General features: G+C 71.8%; 14 protein-coding genes. 4 read left to right on the forward strand and 10 right to left on the reverse strand.

Annotated elements, in window-relative coordinates; genetic code table 11:
• Positions 1-13: 13 nt before the first annotated feature.
• From ACGFIA_RS06770 to ACGFIA_RS06805, 8 genes are all read right to left on the reverse strand, one after another.
• Positions 14-1,246 carry a cytochrome P450 gene (locus ACGFIA_RS06770; protein ID WP_357387283.1) on the reverse strand — a complete coding sequence of 411 codons (1,233 nt, stop codon included), beginning with the start codon at positions 1,244-1,246 and terminating at the stop codon, positions 14-16.
• A 104-nt stretch (positions 1,247-1,350) separates the two neighbouring features.
• On the reverse strand, positions 1,351-2,193 hold the full coding sequence (locus ACGFIA_RS06775) for a hypothetical protein (RefSeq protein ID WP_357387285.1): 843 nt from the start codon (positions 2,191-2,193) through the stop codon (positions 1,351-1,353).
• Positions 2,194-2,238: 45 nt separating this feature from the next.
• The gene (locus ACGFIA_RS06780; RefSeq protein ID WP_357387287.1) at positions 2,239-3,267 is read right to left on the reverse strand and encodes an LLM class flavin-dependent oxidoreductase; all 1,029 of its coding nucleotides are present in this window, start codon (positions 3,265-3,267) and stop codon (positions 2,239-2,241) included.
• Between the two features lie 31 nt (positions 3,268-3,298).
• Positions 3,299-8,308, reverse strand: a complete 5,010-nt coding sequence (locus ACGFIA_RS06785; protein WP_357387289.1) for an amino acid adenylation domain-containing protein — start codon at positions 8,306-8,308, stop codon at positions 3,299-3,301.
• Entirely contained in the window at positions 8,305-8,514 is a 210-nt protein-coding gene (locus ACGFIA_RS06790) for an MbtH family protein (protein WP_357387291.1), read from the reverse strand. The genes ACGFIA_RS06785 and ACGFIA_RS06790 overlap by 4 nt, the downstream gene beginning before the upstream one ends.
• Positions 8,515-8,834: 320 nt before the next feature.
• The gene (locus ACGFIA_RS06795) at positions 8,835-9,371 is read right to left on the reverse strand and encodes a phosphopantetheine-binding protein (RefSeq protein WP_357391027.1); all 537 of its coding nucleotides are present in this window, start codon (positions 9,369-9,371) and stop codon (positions 8,835-8,837) included.
• A 262-nt stretch (positions 9,372-9,633) separates the two neighbouring features.
• Positions 9,634-10,074, reverse strand: coding sequence for a DUF6069 family protein (locus ACGFIA_RS06800; protein ID WP_357391025.1), 441 nt, complete (start codon positions 10,072-10,074; stop codon positions 9,634-9,636).
• Positions 10,075-10,231: 157 nt separating this feature from the next.
• Complete coding sequence (locus ACGFIA_RS06805) at positions 10,232-10,648, reverse strand: OsmC family protein (RefSeq protein ID WP_357468061.1); 417 nt, start codon at positions 10,646-10,648, stop codon at positions 10,232-10,234.
• Between the two features lie 292 nt (positions 10,649-10,940).
• On the opposite strand from ACGFIA_RS06805, the gene ACGFIA_RS06810 reads away from it, so the two are divergent.
• The 4 genes from ACGFIA_RS06810 (at position 10,941) to ACGFIA_RS06825 (ending at position 16,045) form a co-directional block, all read left to right on the forward strand.
• Positions 10,941-12,785 (forward strand): FAD/NAD(P)-binding protein, encoded by a 1,845-nt coding sequence (locus tag ACGFIA_RS06810; protein WP_357391021.1) that lies wholly within the window; start codon positions 10,941-10,943, stop codon positions 12,783-12,785.
• Entirely contained in the window at positions 12,782-14,008 is a 1,227-nt protein-coding gene (locus tag ACGFIA_RS06815) for a putative PEP-binding protein (protein WP_357391019.1), read from the forward strand. Before ACGFIA_RS06810 ends, ACGFIA_RS06815 begins: the two co-directional genes overlap by 4 nt.
• A gap of 95 nt (positions 14,009-14,103) precedes the next feature.
• Positions 14,104-14,646, forward strand: coding sequence for a carboxymuconolactone decarboxylase family protein (locus ACGFIA_RS06820; protein ID WP_357391029.1), 543 nt, complete (start codon positions 14,104-14,106; stop codon positions 14,644-14,646).
• A gap of 64 nt (positions 14,647-14,710) precedes the next feature.
• Positions 14,711-16,045 carry an FAD-dependent monooxygenase gene (locus ACGFIA_RS06825; RefSeq protein ID WP_357391017.1) on the forward strand — a complete coding sequence of 445 codons (1,335 nt, stop codon included), beginning with the start codon at positions 14,711-14,713 and terminating at the stop codon, positions 16,043-16,045.
• A gap of 153 nt (positions 16,046-16,198) precedes the next feature.
• On the opposite strand, the gene ACGFIA_RS06830 is transcribed toward ACGFIA_RS06825, so the two are convergent.
• Both ACGFIA_RS06830 and ACGFIA_RS06835 read right to left on the reverse strand, forming a co-directional pair.
• Positions 16,199-17,014 (reverse strand): TIGR03084 family metal-binding protein, encoded by an 816-nt coding sequence (locus tag ACGFIA_RS06830; protein ID WP_357468066.1) that lies wholly within the window; start codon positions 17,012-17,014, stop codon positions 16,199-16,201.
• Between the two features lie 152 nt (positions 17,015-17,166).
• On the reverse strand, positions 17,167-18,030 hold the full coding sequence (locus ACGFIA_RS06835) for a maleylpyruvate isomerase N-terminal domain-containing protein (protein WP_357468069.1): 864 nt from the start codon (positions 18,028-18,030) through the stop codon (positions 17,167-17,169).
• Between the last annotated feature and the right edge of the window lie 26 nt (positions 18,031-18,056).

Below are 18,056 nucleotides of genomic sequence, written 5' to 3' on the forward strand. Positions count from 1 at the left end.
CCGGCCCCGGGCCTCAGAGGTAAACCGGCAGTTCGCGCCAGCCGTTCATGATGAACGTTCCCTGCCCGGCCAGTTCCTTTGGCTCCACCGCGAGCCGCAGCCCCGGCAGGCGTGTGAACAGCGCCTCCAGCGCGATGCGCGCCTCCATCCGGGCCAGGGCCGGGCCGATGCACCGGTGGACGCCGTGCCCGAACGCCACGTGCCGCTTGTCCGCCCGCTGGACATCGAACTCCCCCGCCGCGATGCCGTGCACCTCCGGGTCGCGGCCGGTCGTGAGGTAACCGATCAGCACCGGGTCACCGCGTTTGATGGTGACGCCGGCGATCGTGACGTCCTCCGTCGCGAACCGGAACGGCAGGTGTGCGACCGGGGCGTCGCTGCGCAGCGTCTCCTCCACCACGTCTTCCCAGCGCACCCGGCCACTCACCGCCAGGCCGCGCTCGACGGGCCGGGTGAGCAGTGCGGCCGCGGCATTCGTGATCAGGTTCCGGGCCGGCTCCGCGCCGGTGTTGAGCATCAACTGCGCCAGGCCGACCAGCTCGGCGTCGGACCCGGCACCCGTGCCGCTCACCGGGCAGGCGCCCGGCTGGGCCGCGATCAAGTCGCTGATCAGGTCCTCACCTGGCTCCCGCCGCTTCACCGCGACCAGGGCTTCGAGCTTGCGCCGGATCAGGGCGAAGACCTCGCCCGCCTTCTGCGGGGTCGACTCGACATACCCGGCGCGGTCCAGAATGCCGTCCGGGTCCCCGTCGGGCACGCCGAGCAGTTCGCCGATCACCCGCGCGGCGACCCGGTGGGCGTACCGCTCCTTGAGGTCGACCGGCTCACCCGGCCGCTCGGCCGCGTACTCGATCAGGTCGTCGAGCGCGCGCGTCACGACACGCTCGACCCGCGGCCGCAGGGCGGCGATGCGCTGCGGGCTGAACGCGCCGGCGACGAGCCGTCGCTGGCGGGCGTGGGGCTCACCGTCCGCGGTCGACATGTTGTCCATCCGCGCCCAGGCGATCAGCGGGAAGTCCGGGTCGAGGGCGCCGTCGACGTACGCCGGCCAGTGCTGCCGGGCGTTCTTGCCGAACCGCTCGTCCGCCAGGACCTGCCGAACGGTGTGGTAGCCGGTCACTGACCAGGCCGTAACCCCGCCGGGCAGCAGCACCCGGGTGACCGGCCCCCGGGCCTGGAGCCGGTCCATCTCGGCGTGGATGCCGGCGCCGAGGGGATCAATGACGAACGGACGCTCATCTTCCACGTCTTCCTCCTATGAGACCCAATCGGTGGGTCTTTCCATCGTGGGCAGTGATCAACGCCGTGGTCGTCTTCGAGGGTGCGCCGCCGATCATCGTCCGGCGGCGCTCAGCCGCGGCGCGCCGACATGGAGCGGCGCGGATCCGGCGGTTCCCAGTTCCCAATCTGGCCGAGCACCAGCCGGGCCAGTTCCGGTGTGACGTCATCGGGCCGCTCACCGGAGGGCGGCGGCGTGATCCGGTACCGGTCCGGAGCGGTACCGGGAAACACGAAGTGGGGGTCGTCGGTCAACACCGTCACCTCGACCGACTCGGCGGGCGGCTCCGCGGGCCGGTCGTTGCGGCAGGCCAGCAGGAAGGCGAGCCAGGTCCGGTACGACACCAGCAGCTCGGAGAAGGCCAGCGGGGCGCTGTCGAGGCCGTGCCGCTTCGCCAGCTCCGTCATCTCCGCCCGCATCAGCTGTTCCATCTCCGCGACGCAGGCCCGGGGATCGCCGTCCAGGTCGGGACACGGCTGACCACCGGCGCCCAGCTTCGCCTGGAACTCCGCGAACCCCTGGACGACGTGCTCCGTGCCCGGCCAGGTCGGCTGCACCAGGACGGCGGTGACCTCCCGGACGGCGCTCAGGTGACCGGCGATCCGCAGAGACAGGGCGGCGGCGCTGCAGTGGCTCACCACGAACAGCCGCTGGTCCCCCGCCGCGGAGGATTCGGCGCGGAAGAGGGCGACCGCCTCGTCCGCCAGTTCCGCCAGGGAGGCGTAGAGCCGGCCACCGGACAGCGCGCCCCGCGGATCCACCTGGTAGATCCGCTGGTCGGTGGCGGCGTCACCGAGCAACTGGCTGAGCCGGGGCGCCCCGTTGAGCGCCTGAAAGTCGGTGACCAGCACCTCCGCCCCGTCGCCGGAGCTGAGCTGGCTGCAGAGTGGGCCGGTGCCGGCGACGGGGCGCATCGGCGTGTCCTTTCGTCAGGCGCTGTCGAAACGGCCGCTCGCGCGTCAGGACGGGTCGCCGTCCAGGGCCGCGACGGCGCGTTCCACCGCGATCCGCGTGTGATACAGGTCGTCGGGTTCCTGCGGCAGGTCGAAGACGAAGGTGCGGGCACCGCCCTTCAGATACGTCGCCACCGCCTGCGCCACCTCGTCGTAGCTCCCGACGAGGTACGGGCAGAACGTGTGGTGGTACCGGAAGGGAACGAGCCAGTACGCCCCGCCCTCCCCCTCGTCGGCGATCGGCACGGAGGCGAGCTGGGGCTGCCAGGACGACACCGCGGCCGAGAGGAGCAGTTTCATCCGCTCCGCGCCGTCCGGATCGGCCGGGAACCGCTTGTGCGCGATCCGCCACGCCTCGGACGAGTCGTCACGGGCGATGATGCCGATGCTGATGCCGGCACCGAACCTGTTCTTGCGGGTGTCCGGACTGGCGAACTCGGCGGGCAGCAACGGGAAGGAGAGCTGGCTGAGGCCCAGTGACTCCCCCGCCTGCAGGCTGGCCGCCGACGAGCCGGACACGTACGCCCTGGGCAGCAGGTCGGCGGGTACCGGCGTCGTGAGCCGCGCCCGCCGGAAGTTGTAGTACCGCCCCTCGTGACTGGTCAGGCCGCCGTCGAGCAGCGCTCTGACGATCGTCACGTACTCGACGAGCCGGTCGTACCTGGCGTCGTGCGGCAGCGCGTCACCCTGGACCCGCAGGTCACGGCTGAAGCCGCCGCTGACGTAGTTGAGGTCGACCTGCCGCCCGTACAGGTGAGCCAGGGACGAGATCGCCCGGGCCAGCGCGAACGGGCTCTTGTCCAGCGGCTGGACCGCGATGAGCGGCACGAAGCCGGCGGTGTTCGCGATGGCGGCCTGGGCCGACATCCAGGCGTCGATCGAGGTGTTGTCGCTGTACAGCAGGGCCCCCCGGTAGCCGGCCTCATCGGCCCACCGGGCGGTCTCCAGCAGCTTGCGCAGGTGGGAGTCCTGGCCGTAGCCGATGCTCGACCGACATGTCGAGTAGATGGTCACACCCCTGGCCGCCAGATCCATCGTTCCTCCTCCGGGGGTCGTCTCGTGCCGATCAGGACTGTCCGGCCGTCTGCGGTGCCGCGTGACCGGCGACCGCACCGACGGACGGGTTGGCGAGGAAGTTCTGCAGGCTGATCTTGATACCGAGCTGGTTCTCCAACCGGGCGACGAGCACGGCGCCGAGCAGCGAATGCCCGCCCAGGTCGAAGAAGTTGTCGTCGACGCCCACCCGGTCCACCCCGAGCACCTCGGCGAACAACTCGCACAGGGCCCGCTCGGCCGGGGTGGACGGTTCCCGGGCCGCTCCCGCGGCGTAGTCCGGGGCGGGCAGCGCCCGCCGGTCCAGCTTCCCGTTGACCAACCGGGGCAGCTCGTCGACGGCCACCACAGCGGACGGCACCATGTGTCCGGGCAGGGCCCGGCCCACCGCGGCCCGGACAGCGACCGGGTCCACCTCGTGCGCCCGGCCGGCCTCGGGCACCACGTACCCGACCAGGCGGCGGTCGCCCGGGCGGTCCTCCCGCAGCACCACCACGGCCCGGGCCACGCCGGGCTGCCCGGCCAGCACTGCCTCGATCTCGCCCAGCTCGATCCGGAAGCCCCGGAGCTTGACCTGCTCGTCGACCCGGCCCAGGAACTCCAGCTGGCCGTCGTTGCGCCAGCGCACCAGGTCACCGGTCCGGTACATCCGCTCACCGGATGCGAACGGGCAGGCCACGAACCGCTCCGCGGTCAGCCCGGGCCGGTTCAGGTAGCCCCGCGCCAGGTACGGCCCGGCCAGGTACAGCTCCCCGGGCACCCCCGCCGGCACCACACCCAGGCGCTCGTCGAGCACGTACGCCCGCACGTTCCACATCGGCGCCCCGATCGGCGGCACCTCCCCGCCGCCGGACAGCCGCCGGCTCATCGTCGTACCCACTGTCGCCTCGGTCGGGCCGTACCCGTTGTAGATCCGCCGGCCCGCCGACCACGCGGCGATCAGCTCGGCGGAGCTGGCCTCGCCCCCGACGATGAGGCACTCCAGGGCCGGCACCTTGGCGGGCGTCGCACCGGCCAGCGTGCTGGGCGCCACCATCGCGTGGGTGATGCCGAGCTCGTGGAACGCCTCGGCCAACGGCTCCCCGGCCAGCGGCCACTGCTCGGGGAGCACCAGCGCCGCTCCGGCGGTCAACGACAACAGCAGCTCCACCATTGACATGTCGAAGCTCAGCGAGAGCAGCTGCGCCACCCGTGACCCCGGCCTGGTCTCGAAGGTGTGCACCAGGAACGCCGCCAGGCTGGGCAGGCCCCGGTGGCTGACGACGACGCCCTTGGGCCGCCCGGTGGACCCGGACGTGTAGATCACGTACGCCGGGTGGCCGGGCAGCAGCGGCGCGATCCGCTCCCCGTCGGCGACCTCGCCGCCGGGCCGGCTCGCCACGTCGGCGGCCACCGCCGGATCGTCGAGGACGACCCGCACGCCAGCGGCGGGCAGGTCGGCGTCGAGCTGCCGGGTCGTGAGCATCGCGATCGGCGCCGCGTCGGCGAGCATGAACGCGATCCGGTCCGCCGGATACCCCGGATCCACAGGCAGATACGCCGCACCCGCCTTCACCACACCCAGCACCGCCGCCACCATCTCCAACGACCGCGGCAACGCGACAGCCACCACCCGCTCCGGCCCCGCACCCAACCCCACCAGATACCGCGCCAACCGGTTCGACCGCGCATCCAACTCCGCGTACGACCACGACACACCACCGAACTCCACCGCCACCGCGTCCGGCGTCCGCGCCGCCTGCGCCACGAACAACTCCGGCAGGACCACACCGGGCACGTCCCGTGCGGTGTCGTTCCACCGCGAGACGACCAGTTCGCGTTCCGCCGCCGACAGCAGCTCCACGCCGCTGACCCGCTGGCCCGGGTCGGCGGCGACCTGGCCCAGCAGCCGGACCAGCCGCTCCGCCAGAGCCTGCGCGGTGCTCGCGTCGAACAGGTCCGCCGCGTACTCCAGGGTGACGCCGATCCCGCCGGGGGCGCCGTCCGGCTCATGTCGCGACCGGTACGTCAGCGACAGGTCGAACTTGGCCGACTGCTCGGGCAGCGGCAGGTTCGTGGACTCCAGGCCGTGGACCCGCCAGTCCCTGCTGGTGTCGTCGTCGGAGGCCAGCGTCACCTGGAACAGGGGGTGATGAGTGGTAGACCGGACCGGGTTCAGCACCTCCACCAGCCGTTCGAACGGGACGTCCTGGTGCGCGTAGGCCGCCAGGTCCTGCTCCCTGACGCGGCGGAGCAACTCCCCGAAGTCCGGGTCGCCCGACAGGTCGGTCCGCAGCACCAGCGTGTTGACGAAGAACCCGACCAGGTTGTGCAGCCTCTCGTCACCGCCTCGACCGGCCACCGGCACGCCGATCGGGATGTCGGTACCGGCCCCGGAGCGGGACAGCACGACCGCGAGGCCGGCCTGGAGCACCATGAACAGCGTCACCTGGTGCCGGCGCGCCAGCTCCACCAGCCCGCGGTGCACAGCCGCGTCCACGTCCACGTCGACCTGCCCGCCCTGATAGGAGCGGTGGGCCGGGTGGGGCCGGTCGAACGGCAGCTCAAGCCGCTCGGGCAGACCGGCCAGCGCCGACTGCCAGTACTCCACCTGCCGGGCCAGCACGCTGCCGCCGTCCTGGCCGGCGCCCAGGAGGCCGCGCTGCCACAGCGTGTAGTCCGCGTACTGGACCGGCAGCTCGGTCCACTCCGGCGCGTGCCCGGCCAGCCGCGCCTCGTACGCCTGCCCCAGGTCCGCCAGCAGCACGCCCAGTGACCAGCCGTCGCTGGCGATGTGGTGCGTGAGCAACACCAGCACGCACTCGTCCGGCCCCAGCACGAACACCCAGGCGCGCACCGGCAGTTCACCGGCCAGGTCGAAGACGTGCTGCGCCGCCCGCCCGGTGAGCGCCGGCAGCTCGTCCTCCTGAGCCGGCACCACGGTTACCTCCGGCACCGCCAGCGCGGCCGGGACCACCCGCTGGTACGGCTGCCCGTCCACCGCCGGGAACACGGTCCGCAGCGTCTCGTGCCGCCGGACCACGTCACCCAGGGCGGCGGTCAGCGCGGCGGTGTCGACCCGCCCCCGCAGCCGCCACGCGAACGGCACGTTGTAGGTGGTGCTCGGCCCCTCCACCTGCGCCAGGAACCACAACCGCTGCTGCGCGAACGACAGCGGCAGGCGTGCCGGCCGGTCCCCCGGCTCCAGCGGTGGCCGGGCCGCCCCGACGCTGTCCAGCGACCGCGCCAGCGACTCCACCGTGGGATGGTCGAACACCGCCCGGATCTCCAGCTCCACCCCGAGCACCGACCGCACCCGGCTGATCAGCCGGGCCACCAGGAGCGAGTGTCCACCCAGGTCGAAGAAGTTGTCGTCCACCCCGACCCGGTCCACACCGAGGACCTGGGCGAACAGCTCGCACAGGATTTCCTCGGCGGGAGTGGACGGCGCCCGGCCGGTGCCGCCGACGAACGTCGGGGCCGGCAGCGCCCGCCGGTCCAGCTTCCCGTTCACCGTCAACGGCAGCGCGTCCAGGACCACCACGGCGGCGGGCACCATGTAGACGGGCAGCACCGCTGCCACGGCCGCCCGGATCCCGGCCGGGTCCAGCTCGCTCCCGGCAGCCGGCACGACATAGCCCACCAGGCGCTGGTCGCCGGGGCGGTCCTCCCGCATGATCACCACGGCTCGGGCCACCCCGGGCTGCCCGGCCAGCACGGCCTCGATCTCGCCCGGCTCGACCCGGAATCCGCGGACCTGGACCTGCTCGTCGACGCGGCCCAGGTATTCCAGCTCACCGTCGTCGCGCCAGCGCACCAGGTCGCCGGTCCGGTACATCCGCTCACCGGACGCGAACGGGCAGGCCACGAATCGGCCGGCGGTGAGACCGGGCTGGCCCAGGTAACCCCGCGCCAGGCTCGGCCCGGCCAGGTACAGCTCCCCCGCCACACCGGGCGGCACCGGCCTCAGCCGATCGTCGAGCACGTACGCCCGCGCGTTCCAGATAGGCCTCCCGATCGGCGGGGCGTCCCCTCCCGACAGCGGCCCACTCATCGTCGTGGCCACCGTCGCCTCGGTCGGGCCGTAGGCGTTGAACATCCGCCGGCCCTTCGACCACTCGGCGGCGATCTCGCCCGGGCACGCCTCACCGCCGACCATCAGGCACTCCAGGCCGGGCATCTGGTCCGTCGTCGCCCCGGCCAGGGAGGCCGGCCCGACCAGGGCATGGGTGGCCCGCAGGTCGCGCAGCGTGTCAGCGAGCGCCTCCCCGGCCAGTTGCCCCTGCTCGGGAAGGACCAGGGCCGCCCCGGCGGGCAGCGACATCATCAGTTCCATGACCGCCGCGTCGAAACTCAGCGAGGCCACCTGTCCCACCCGTGACGCGGGCCCGATCTCGAAGGTCCGGATGAGGAAACCGGACAGGCTCGCCAGGCCGCGGTGGCTGACCACCACGCCCTTGGGCCGCCCGGTGGACCCGGACGTGTAGATCACGTAGGCCGGGTGGGCGGTACGCAGCGGCGCGAGCCGGTCCGCGTCCCCCACACCGCTGCCGTCCTGCCGGGCGACCGGCTCGGCCACCCGGGGGTCATCGATGATCACCAGCTCGACGCCGGGCACGTCCGGCAGCCGCAGCGCCGTGGCCCGGTCACTGATGAGCAGGCGCGGGGCGGCGTCGGCGAGCATGAACCCGATCCGGTCCGCCGGATACCCCGGATCCACAGGCAGATACGCCGCACCCGCCTTCACCACACCCAGCACCGCCGCCACCATCTCCAACGACCGCGGCAACGCGACAGCCACCACCCGCTCCGGCCCCGCACCCAACCCCACCAGATACCGCGCCAACCGGTTCGACCGCGCATCCAACTCCGCGTACGACCACGACACACCACCGAACTCCACCGCCACCGCGTCCGGCGTCCGCGCCACCTGCGCCACGAACAACTCCGGCAACACCGTTTCCGGCACGTCCCGCGCCGTGTCGTTCCACCGCGAGACGACCAGTTCCCGTTGGGCCTCCGTCAGCGTTTCCACGACACTCACGCCCGTTCCGCCCGGACCAGGCTCTGCGGACGCATGTCGGTCCAGTGTTCTTCGACGTACCGAAGGCAATTCGATCGGGAATCCGTGTCCTGCGCGGTGACCCAACCATCTGGGACGGCGATGCCGGACGGCCACAAACTGTGCTGCCCCTCGTCATTGACAAGGACCAGATACAGGGCGTCGGCGTCCTCGAACGGATTAGTCATGGCAACCTCATTCCGATTGGCAGACCCGGCCGGCCGCTTGACTCGCATCGTTTCCGCACGACGACGGGCGGTTCGCTGACCACCCTGCCCGGCCCATTTATCCCGGCGCATCTCCACAGTTGCCCATGCGATTCGCCCGCCGACGGGGGGCGGTTCGCCCGAGCCGGAGCCCGGGCCGCGAGGCGGGGTTCAGAAATCGCGCCGGGGCTCGGTCCGGTTCCCGGATCCGGGAACCGGACCGAGCCCCGGGCCGTCGCTGACGGCGGCTCGCGATGTCGGGAGTCCTGCCGGTGTGAACCGGCCGCCCGGCGTCTCGGTGCCTACCTGAGCGGCATGAGGTCCAGAAGCCGGTCGAACTCCGCCACGGTCGGCGCGTCGAACAGGTCATCCATCGAGATGTCCCGGCCGAGTACCGCGCTGGCGCGGCTGGCTATCAGCATGGCGTCGATCGACTCGCCGCCGAGGGTGAAGAAGTTGTCGTCCATACCGCACCGGGGCCGGGCGAGCACCTCGGCGAAGATCGTGCAGAGCGCTTCCTGGCGGGGAGTGTCCGGCGGCCGGTAGGGCATCAGGCCCCGCAGGTCGGGTTGGGGCAACGCGCGCGGGTCGGCCGTCCCCCCAGAGTCGACCGGAATGGCGTCGACGACGGTGACGGCGGCCGGCACCATGCTGCCCGGCAGCCGCTTCCTGAGGTGCTTGTACAGCTCAGTGAGGTTGAGGCCGACGCTACGCAGCACGATGTAGGCCACCAGGACATGGCCGAGGGCTTCGTGCTCGTGGGCCAGGACCGCGACCTCCGTGAGCCCGGGGTAGTCGGTCAGGACATCTCGCACGTTTTGGATCACGGCAGTAGCCATCAGCCGCTCACCTTCCAATCGAGGCTCCAAGGCTTCCGGGCTACCTTCGCACGCGAGTGCATGGGAGCTGTCTCCCAGATTGCGCGGATACCGAGCCTGCTCAGAGGCAACGCGGGCGGACCGTTTCGACGAGCTTCGCGGGGTGACATGCGAGCGGACCGGGCCGATTTGGATCAGTTGCGACCCAGCGGGGCGCCGACGTCGGCGCCCCGCTGGTGAGGGAGGGCTGGAACTGGATGGGCGCGGCGGCGCCGCGGCCGGGTCAGCGTGTGGTCGGGAGCTGCCGCGCCACGACCGGCACGACGATCGCCGCGGCGACGATGTGCAGAGCGACCAGGGTTGCCGCGGCACCGGCGTCGAAGCCGAACGTGACGCTCGGGATGAAGGACAACACGAGCAGCGCCACCGCCGTCCGCACGAAGGTGGACCGCGGTCGACGGGCCTTGCGCGCCATGACGGCGGCGATGGCGACACCGACGAGCGAGAGGACCAGCGTCAGCACCGTGAACATGGGGAGCGGGATGGTCTCGCCGCTGTTCCCGAGCGTCACACCGGCGGCCGACGCGATCGCCGCGAGGACGGTGGTGACGATCGCGGCGACGACGGCCGCGACGACCCCGTGCTTCCAGACCGACTGTCGCTCGGTGGCCGGGACCGGCGAACTGGTGGACGGGGCTGTCCGGGCGTGCGTGTCATCCATCATCGTGAGTTCCTTCGCAGTGCGGCTAGACGGGCGACAGCACCGGCGGACACGGAACGCTACCGCTCGGTTCCATCGGCAAGGTCACGAACCGGAAGGTATCGGTCGGCGAAGACCAGCGCATCTTCCATCGTGCGCACTTCGGCGGCGGCCCCGCTGTTCACCCGGCGGCGGGCGGCACGGCGACCGACGCGGTCACCTTCATGCCCTGCCTGAGGGTCGCGGCCACCAGGCAACCGCGTTCGGCGATCACGACGAGGTGTTCGAGGTCCGCGGCCGGGCACGAGTCGCACGACACCTCGATGTGGATCGCACCGAACCGCCGGGGGTTCGGCTCGAACACGCCGGTGACGCGACAGGTCGCGCCCTCGACCCGGGTGGACCGGGCCTCGGCGGCGGCGTAGAGAGTGCTCATGAAGCAGCCACCGACCGAGGCGAGCAGCGTCTCACCACCCATCGGGCCCGCGTCCGATCCGCCGTTGGAGGACGGACGATCCATCACGATGGTGTAATCGCGAACGCTGGCGATGGTCGCCGTATGGCCGCTCTGCGCGAGAGCCACCGTCATCTGTTCCATGGATGCGTTCCCCTTTCGCGAGGGTCATGATCGGCTTCTCGAACAGGCCACCACATCGACCGCCCATCGTGCCGCGCCTGTCGGCGTTCCGACAACCCGCCCTCGTCCCGACGATAGGGGTGTGGCGTGGGGCGCCGCCGGTTTCAGCACTGGTGAAGTGGCGCCGTTCCGCGCCCGGCCGCCAACATCGAACGGATCCCCGGGAATGACGAACGGGCGTCGCTCAGGAGGAGGAAATTGATCGACAGGCGTCGGGCGATGCATGCTGCCGGTATCCAAAAAGGAGGCAGGAATGCATCGTCCTCGGGTCCTCATCGTCGGTGCCGGGCTGGCCGGCACGGCGACAGCCATCCGGCTCCTGCAGTTCGCCCGCGAACCCCTCGAGATCGTCTTGCTTGAGCGTCGCCGGGACTACCGCTACGCGGGGGTGGCGTACCACCGAGACGGCAACCCCTGGGATCACGTGTTCAACATCCAGGCCGGCCGCATGTCCGCGTTCCGCGAGGACGTCCACGACTTCGTCCGCTGGGCCAATCACGAGGCCGATCGCAGCGGATGGACCGCGCCCTGGGGGGACTTCACATTCGTCGGACACGGCCCCGCCCCACGCCGGATCTACCACGACTACCTGACCGATCGCGTCGCCGCGGCCCGCGCCGAGGCGTACCCCGGTGTGGAACTCATCGAGACCGAGGGTGAGGCGGTCGACCTCGACATCCACGCGGACCACGTCGTGGCCTCCATCCGGCTGGGCTCCGGCGACGACGCCGGGCACACGAAGACCCTGACGGCCGATCACGTGATCCTCGCGACCGGCATGGAGCTCCGGGAACCGGCGTTCGCCGGCCAGGTGCTGGGGCATGACGCGTTCATCCGGCACCCGTACTCGGAGGAGGGCGTACGGCGGCTGCTGGATACACCGCCCGACGCGAGCGTCGTGGTCGTCGGATCGGTGCTGAGCGCGTACGACTCCGTGGCCCTGCTCCTGCGCCAGGGTCACACCGGCACCATCCGCCTGGTCTCCAAGTCGGGCACGATGCCACGCGCGTACCCCGAGCACCACGAGCACGGCGTGGTCCAGCTCCCCGCCCCCGGACGGCTGTTCGAACCGTACCGGGACCGCTCGGACTTCCTGGCACGCCTCCACGCCGAGTGGGAGGCCGCCTGCGCCGCGATCACCGCGGAGCACCCCGACATCCACCAGCGGATCATCACCGAACGGGTGGCGAAGGCATGGGAGCCCTACCTCCCGCGGGTCATCGCGCAGATCCCGACCGACGAGCTGCGGCAGCTGCTCAAGGAGTTCAGCACGCAGATCGCCTCGCTACGAGTCGGCGCGGTGCCCTACACGACTGCCATCGTGGAGCAGGCCATGTCCCCCGACCACGGCTCGGTCGAGCTTGTCGTCGGCCGGATCGAGGAGGTCGGCCCGGCGGCGTCGGGGCGACTCGACGTCGTCGTGGCGACGGGGGCCGGCACCCGCGTCCTCCCGGCCGACCTGGTGGTGTGCAACTTCGGCCGGGAGTTCGACTACACGCACGTCGAGTCCCCGTTGTGGACGAACCTCCTGGCCGGCGACGTCGTCACTCCCCATCACCGCACCGGCCGCGGCATCGAGGTCGACACCCGGGGTACGCCGCTACGACCCGACGGCGAGCCGGTTGAGGTGCTCTCGGCCATCGGGGTGATGCGCGAGGGCGACGAGATCGTCCGCAACGGTCGCACCGGCGCCTTCGCGTTCAACCTCGCCGCGATCAAGAACCACTCCGTCATGGTCGCCGCGCACGTTCTCGAACGGCTCGAGCTGCGCTGCGACGGGGCCGCACGACGGGCCGCGACGGAACTGCGCCACACGCTCACCGAGACGACCCGCGACGGGTTCGCGCAGGCCGTCACCGTGGAGGTCAGGCGGCTCGCCGCGCGGTCCCGGGCGGAGCGGGAGCGACTCGACGCGCGGCTGGCCGGCCACCTGTGCTCCGATCACTTCCACGGTGTGCGGGCCGAGACGGGTGACCGGTTGCTGCGTGCCGCGGTCAACCAGGCGGCGCTCGAGAAGCTCACGGACATTTCGGTGACGCCACGCGAGCTGCGGCGGCAGCTGGGCATCACGAACGAGGGAGAGGCGGACGACCAGTGACCGAACGACAGATCCGTGGCGTGCTGCTCATCGGCGGAGCCACATCCGTGGTGGACGGGCCGTGCAACCGCACCGAACGACCGGTGGCGGGCTCGGTCGTCATCGCGCAGACACTCACGCCGAGGCTGTACGACGCGCTCACGACGGCCCGCGCCGTCGTCTGCGGCTCCGGCGGGCGTACCGGCCACATGCAGTCCGTCTGCCGCGCCAAGGGCATCCCCGTCCTGCGCGTCGACCCCGGCGACCTCGACAAGCTCGTCGGCGTGGTGACGCTCGACCTGGAGCGGGCGACTGTCGTCGTGGGCGCCGGCGGCGGCGCCGGCGCGGCGGCCGTCGGCCGGGCCGGTCCGCCGCCGGACGTTCTCGGCTCGGCCTGCGCCGTGATCGCCGACCTTCGCGACATCCGCGGCCTCAACGCCACAGCCGGGGGTACGACTGCCGTCGAGTCGTTCTTCGTCCGGGAGGAGTTCCTGTGCTTCTCCGCAGGCCTCAGCCCGATCGACGCCCTGCGCGGCGGGGCTGCCGTGCACGCCTACGGACGCGCGATCGCCGACCAGCTGCGGGCATGCGTGGAAGCGCTCCGGCCGGGCCAGCGGCTGATCCTGCGTATGCTCGACCTGCGCTCCAACGACGCCGCCCACATCACCGGTGAGGCCACGGTGCCGAGCGAGCCCAACCCCGACATGGGCCTGCACGGCACCCGGTGGCTGCTCCGGTCGGCCGCCTATCCCCAGGCGCTGCACGTCATGCTGGACACCCTGCGCGGTCAGCTCGGCGCTCAGGCCGACCTGGTGCATCTCTCGGCGCCGTTCCTCACCGACGCCGAGGAGTTCGCGAAGTTGCGACCACATCTCGGCCTGCCGGCCGAGACGCCCCTGTCCGCGTTCATCGAGACGCCGGCCGCGGTCCACGCCACGTCGGACATCTGCGCCGCCGGTGCCGCCGAACTGTTCGTCGGCACCAAGGACCTGGTGCAGTTCTACCTCGCCGCCGACCGCAGCAACCACCTTGTCGCCGACTCCTACCGCACCCGGCACCCGGCCGTCCTCGACGGGCTGCGACGGGTGATCGAGGACGCGCGCGGCACCGGCACCCCGACCCGGGTGTTCGCGCTCGGCGCCGACCTGCGCTACTACCTCGACCGGCTGCCGACACCGACCGGCTACATGATGTGCGTCTCGGAACTCCGGCACGTTCTCCGGCCCTCGGATCGCGCTGCCTGACCCGCTGCGGCCGGCGGGCGGAGCGGGCCACTGTCGATGCGGCAACTGCGCACGCAGGAAGTTGTCCCCCCGATCGGCGCGTGCCACGGTACGGCATGGCTTACATCGATCTGGGCGTGGACGAGCATGAGTTTCCGGGCATCACGGGCCCGATGCGGTTCCGCCCGGAGACCGCGGAGCCGCTCAACATGCTCGCCGAAGTGCTGCTGCGCGCACCGCACTCCATGCCGCCCGGCGAGCGGGAGCTGATCGCGGCCTACGTGTCCGGTCTCAACGAATGCACCTTCTGTTGCTCCTCTCACTCGGCGTTCGCCGCCGTCCAGCTCGACGCTGGCATGGCCGTGGTGGACAAGGTGCGCGCGGACCTGGACTCGGCGCCGGTGTCACCGAAGCTGCGAGCGTTGCTGCGCATCGCCGGCGCGGTCCAGCAGAGCGGCCGGGCGGTGACCGCCGAACTCGTCGACGCCGCCCGGGCGGAGGGCGCCGACGACGTCGAGATCCACGACACCGTGCTCATCGCCGCGGCGTTCTGCATGTACAACCGCTACGTCGACGGGCTGGGTACCTTCGCGCCGCAGCGGCCGGAGGACTACCTGCCGATGGCCACGCGCATCGTGGAAGAGGGTTACGGCACCTGACCGTCGGACAGTCGAGCAAGAACCAATATGACATCGAACAACTCCGGTCAATACTGTCCGGGTCATGGCTGGTGACGCGACAGCGGTGGTGATCGGTGCGAGCATGGGCGGCCTGCTTACCGCCCGGGCGCTCAGCGAGCATTTCGCGCGGGTGGTCGTGATCGACCGGGACCTGCTGCCCGACACACCGGCGAGCCGCCGCCACGTGCCGCAGGACCGGCAGCTGCACGTGCTGCTGGCCCGCGGCAGGTCGGTGCTCGAGGAACTGTTCCCGGGGCTGTCCGCACAACTGCGCGACGCCGGCGCGCCCATCGTCGACCTGCACGAGCAGGTCCACTGGTACAACGACGGATACCGCATGCGGCGGGCACCGTCGGACCTCATCGGCGTCGGGGTGAGCCGCCCCCTGCTGGAGCACGTGATCCGCACCCGGGTCGCCGAGCTGCCCGGTGTGGAGCTGGTGCCGCGGACCGACGTCACCGGCCTGCTCACCGACACCGGCGGTATGACCGTCACGGGCGTCCAGGTGGCCTCGCACAGCCAGACCGCGACGCCGTACACCATCACGGCGGACCTCGTCGTCGACGCCGGGGGCCGCGCCTCCCGCAGCCCTCGGTGGCTGGCCGAGCTCGGCTACCGGCCGCCGCCGGAGGATCGGGTCCGCGTCGACGTCACGTACGTCACCCGCCTCTACCAGCGCTGCCCGGAGCACCTTGACGGCCTGCTCGGCGCGCTGACGAACGCCGTACCGGGGGCGCCCCGCGCCGGGATCGCCGCAGCTCTGGAAGGCGACCGGGTGGCGATCGCGCTGAACGGCATGCTCGGCGAGCAGCCGCCGACGGATGACGCGGGCATGGCGGCATTCGCCGAGAGACTGGCGGCACCGCACATCGCGACGATCGTCCGGTCCGCCCCACCGGCCGGTGAGCCGGTGACGATGCGGTTTCTGGCCAGCATCCGCCGGCGGTACGAGCGGCTGCGCCGGTTCCCGTCCGGATACCTGGTCGTCGCCGACGCCCTGTGCAGCTTCAATCCCATCTACGGGCAGGGCATGACGGTCGCGGCGCTGGAGGCGCTGTTGCTGCGCCGCCTGCTCACCGAGCACGGCACCGCGATCGCGCCTCGCTTCTTCCGTGGCGCGGCCCGGATCATCGACGGCCCGTGGGCGATCGCGGTCGGCACCGACCTGCGGTTCCCTGAGGTGCCGGGCCGGCGCGGGGCCCGGGTGCGGCTCACCAACAGGTTCGTGCACCGGCTGCATGTCGCGGCCAGCCACGACGCGGTGCTCGGCGCGGCGTTCCTGCGGGTGCTCAACCTCGTGCAGCCTCCGGCGTCACTGCTCAGGCCGGGCATCGTCCTACGGGTCCTGCGCGGGTCCCTGAGGGCGAGGACACCGTAGCGCTCCACTGTCGACACGGCGGAGTCGTGCCGGACATGGGCGCTTCCTCATCCGTGGCGGCCAGTCGGCGGGCCATGCCGCGGGCCGGGTGCGGCGGCGCCGCTGCCGGCGCGTTCCCGCCGAACCCGGCCGGGTGGGGGGCGTCGCCCGCTGTCAGGCGGGCGACCGGGAGCCGGCGAACTGACCGGCCGCGCGTCCCCTGCCGGCCGGGCCACGGTAGGCCTGCGCCAACCCGATCCACGTGCGCGCGTCCGCGCCGGTGGCGACGAGGCCCAGGTCGCTGTGATGGCGGCGGCGGGTCGCGAGCAGGCACAGGTCGACAGCGGAGCCGGTGACCGACTGGGCCGCGTCGGCCGGGCCGAACGTCCACTGCTCGCCCGAAGGCGCCGTGACCTGGAAGCGGAACTGCTCAGCCGGCGGGGTCAGGTCATTGGCCTGGTAGCCGAACTCCCAGGTGTGCACGACGAACTCCACGATCCGCCTGATGCGGTCGGTGTGTCGCCGTTGAACGCCGAGCGCGTCGGCGATGTCCTGGCCGTGGGCGAAGAGCTCCGTCATGCCGGCCGCGCACAGTACGGGCGCCGGGATCGGCCGGACGAGCCACGGTACGAGCGTCCCGTCCGGAACGGCCGCGAGTGCCGCGACGCCGGCGTCACGCTCGGCCCGCCACCGGGCGAGGAGCGCTTGCCGCGGCAGCACGAGGTATTCCGCCAGTGCGGCGTTGACAGCCCGGTCGAAGGCGCCGAAGCCGGTGCCGATGCGCTGGGTCAGGGCGATGAACGCCTCGGGGTCGGCGGCGGCGAGGCCGGCGATGCGAAAGACGAAGGCCAGATGACCGACCTGATGGGCGACGGTCCAGCCCTCGGCAGGCGTGGGCAGTGTCCATTGCTCGTCGGTGAGACCGGCGACCATGCGGTCGACGTCCTCGGCACCGGCGGTCAGATCGGCGATCACGTCGTGTGCTGTCACGTTTGGAGCCTCCGGTCGAGGGGGGATCGGTGTATGCCTCAAGCCTGCGGCCGTTCGCTCGCCGTGTCGTCTCCGCCCGTGCCCGTGGACGGCGTCTGCCGCGGCCCGGCCCTGTCCGTCTCGGTCTGAAGGCGGACCGATGGGCTCACCGTTCAGGCACGGGCGTTGTTGGGCATGTGCACGACCCGCAGGAAGGCCCGTAACCGCCACGGGCGGGGGCCGCCGACGATCACGTCCCGGGCGGCCGCGGCGCGCAGCGCGCCGACGCGGCCGAAGAGCATCAGGTTGAAGCGGGCCGGGCGGAAGGTCAGGCTGACGTCGTACGGGTCGTCGGGCGGCGCGACCACGACCCGGCCCCGGTCCAGCGCCAATGTCGCCGTCGTGGTGTGCGCGGAGCGGAACTGGACCGCGATGCGACGGCGGGGCATGCGGACCGAGGGGTTGAGCAGCGCGCCGTAGTCGTTACGGATCATGTCGACGAGGAACAGGTCGAAGAACAGCCCCGCGTCGGCGTCCGGCATCCGCCACGGCAGGCGGGCCGCCCGCGCGATGTCCCAGCCGTGCACGAGCATCTCGTTGACGAGGTGTGCGAGCACCCCGGCCACTGTCACCTGGGCGTTGCCCAGCCAGGTGACGGTGGAGGCCGGGTCGGCGGTACGGGTGACGAGCAGGATGCGCTCGATCGACGTCCGCAGCTCGTGCAGGACGACCCGCGGGTCGCGCTCGGTGAGGTGCCGCATGACGTGGGAGTTCGCGTCGGCGACGGTGTCGACGTTGGTGTCCGACAGCAGTTCACGCAGGCCCGGCACCGGCAGCGGTGGCGCGTCGGGGTCGAGCAACAGCAGACACAGTGAGCCGATGGACAGCACATGGGCGGCGGAGTCGGCGATGGACCACTCCGCGGTCGCCATCGCCGCGGGATCGGGTACGGATCTGACGAGCGCGTCGAAGCGTCGGCCGGTGTCGAGCACAGCGGCCCGGGCCCGCGTCCAGTCATCCCGCGTCACGGCTGTCATCGGCACCATCCAGGAGACGTGTTGCG

Source organism: Micromonospora sp. NPDC049203, assembly GCF_043197215.1.
Taxonomy (GTDB): Bacteria; Actinomycetota; Actinomycetes; order Mycobacteriales; family Micromonosporaceae; genus Micromonospora.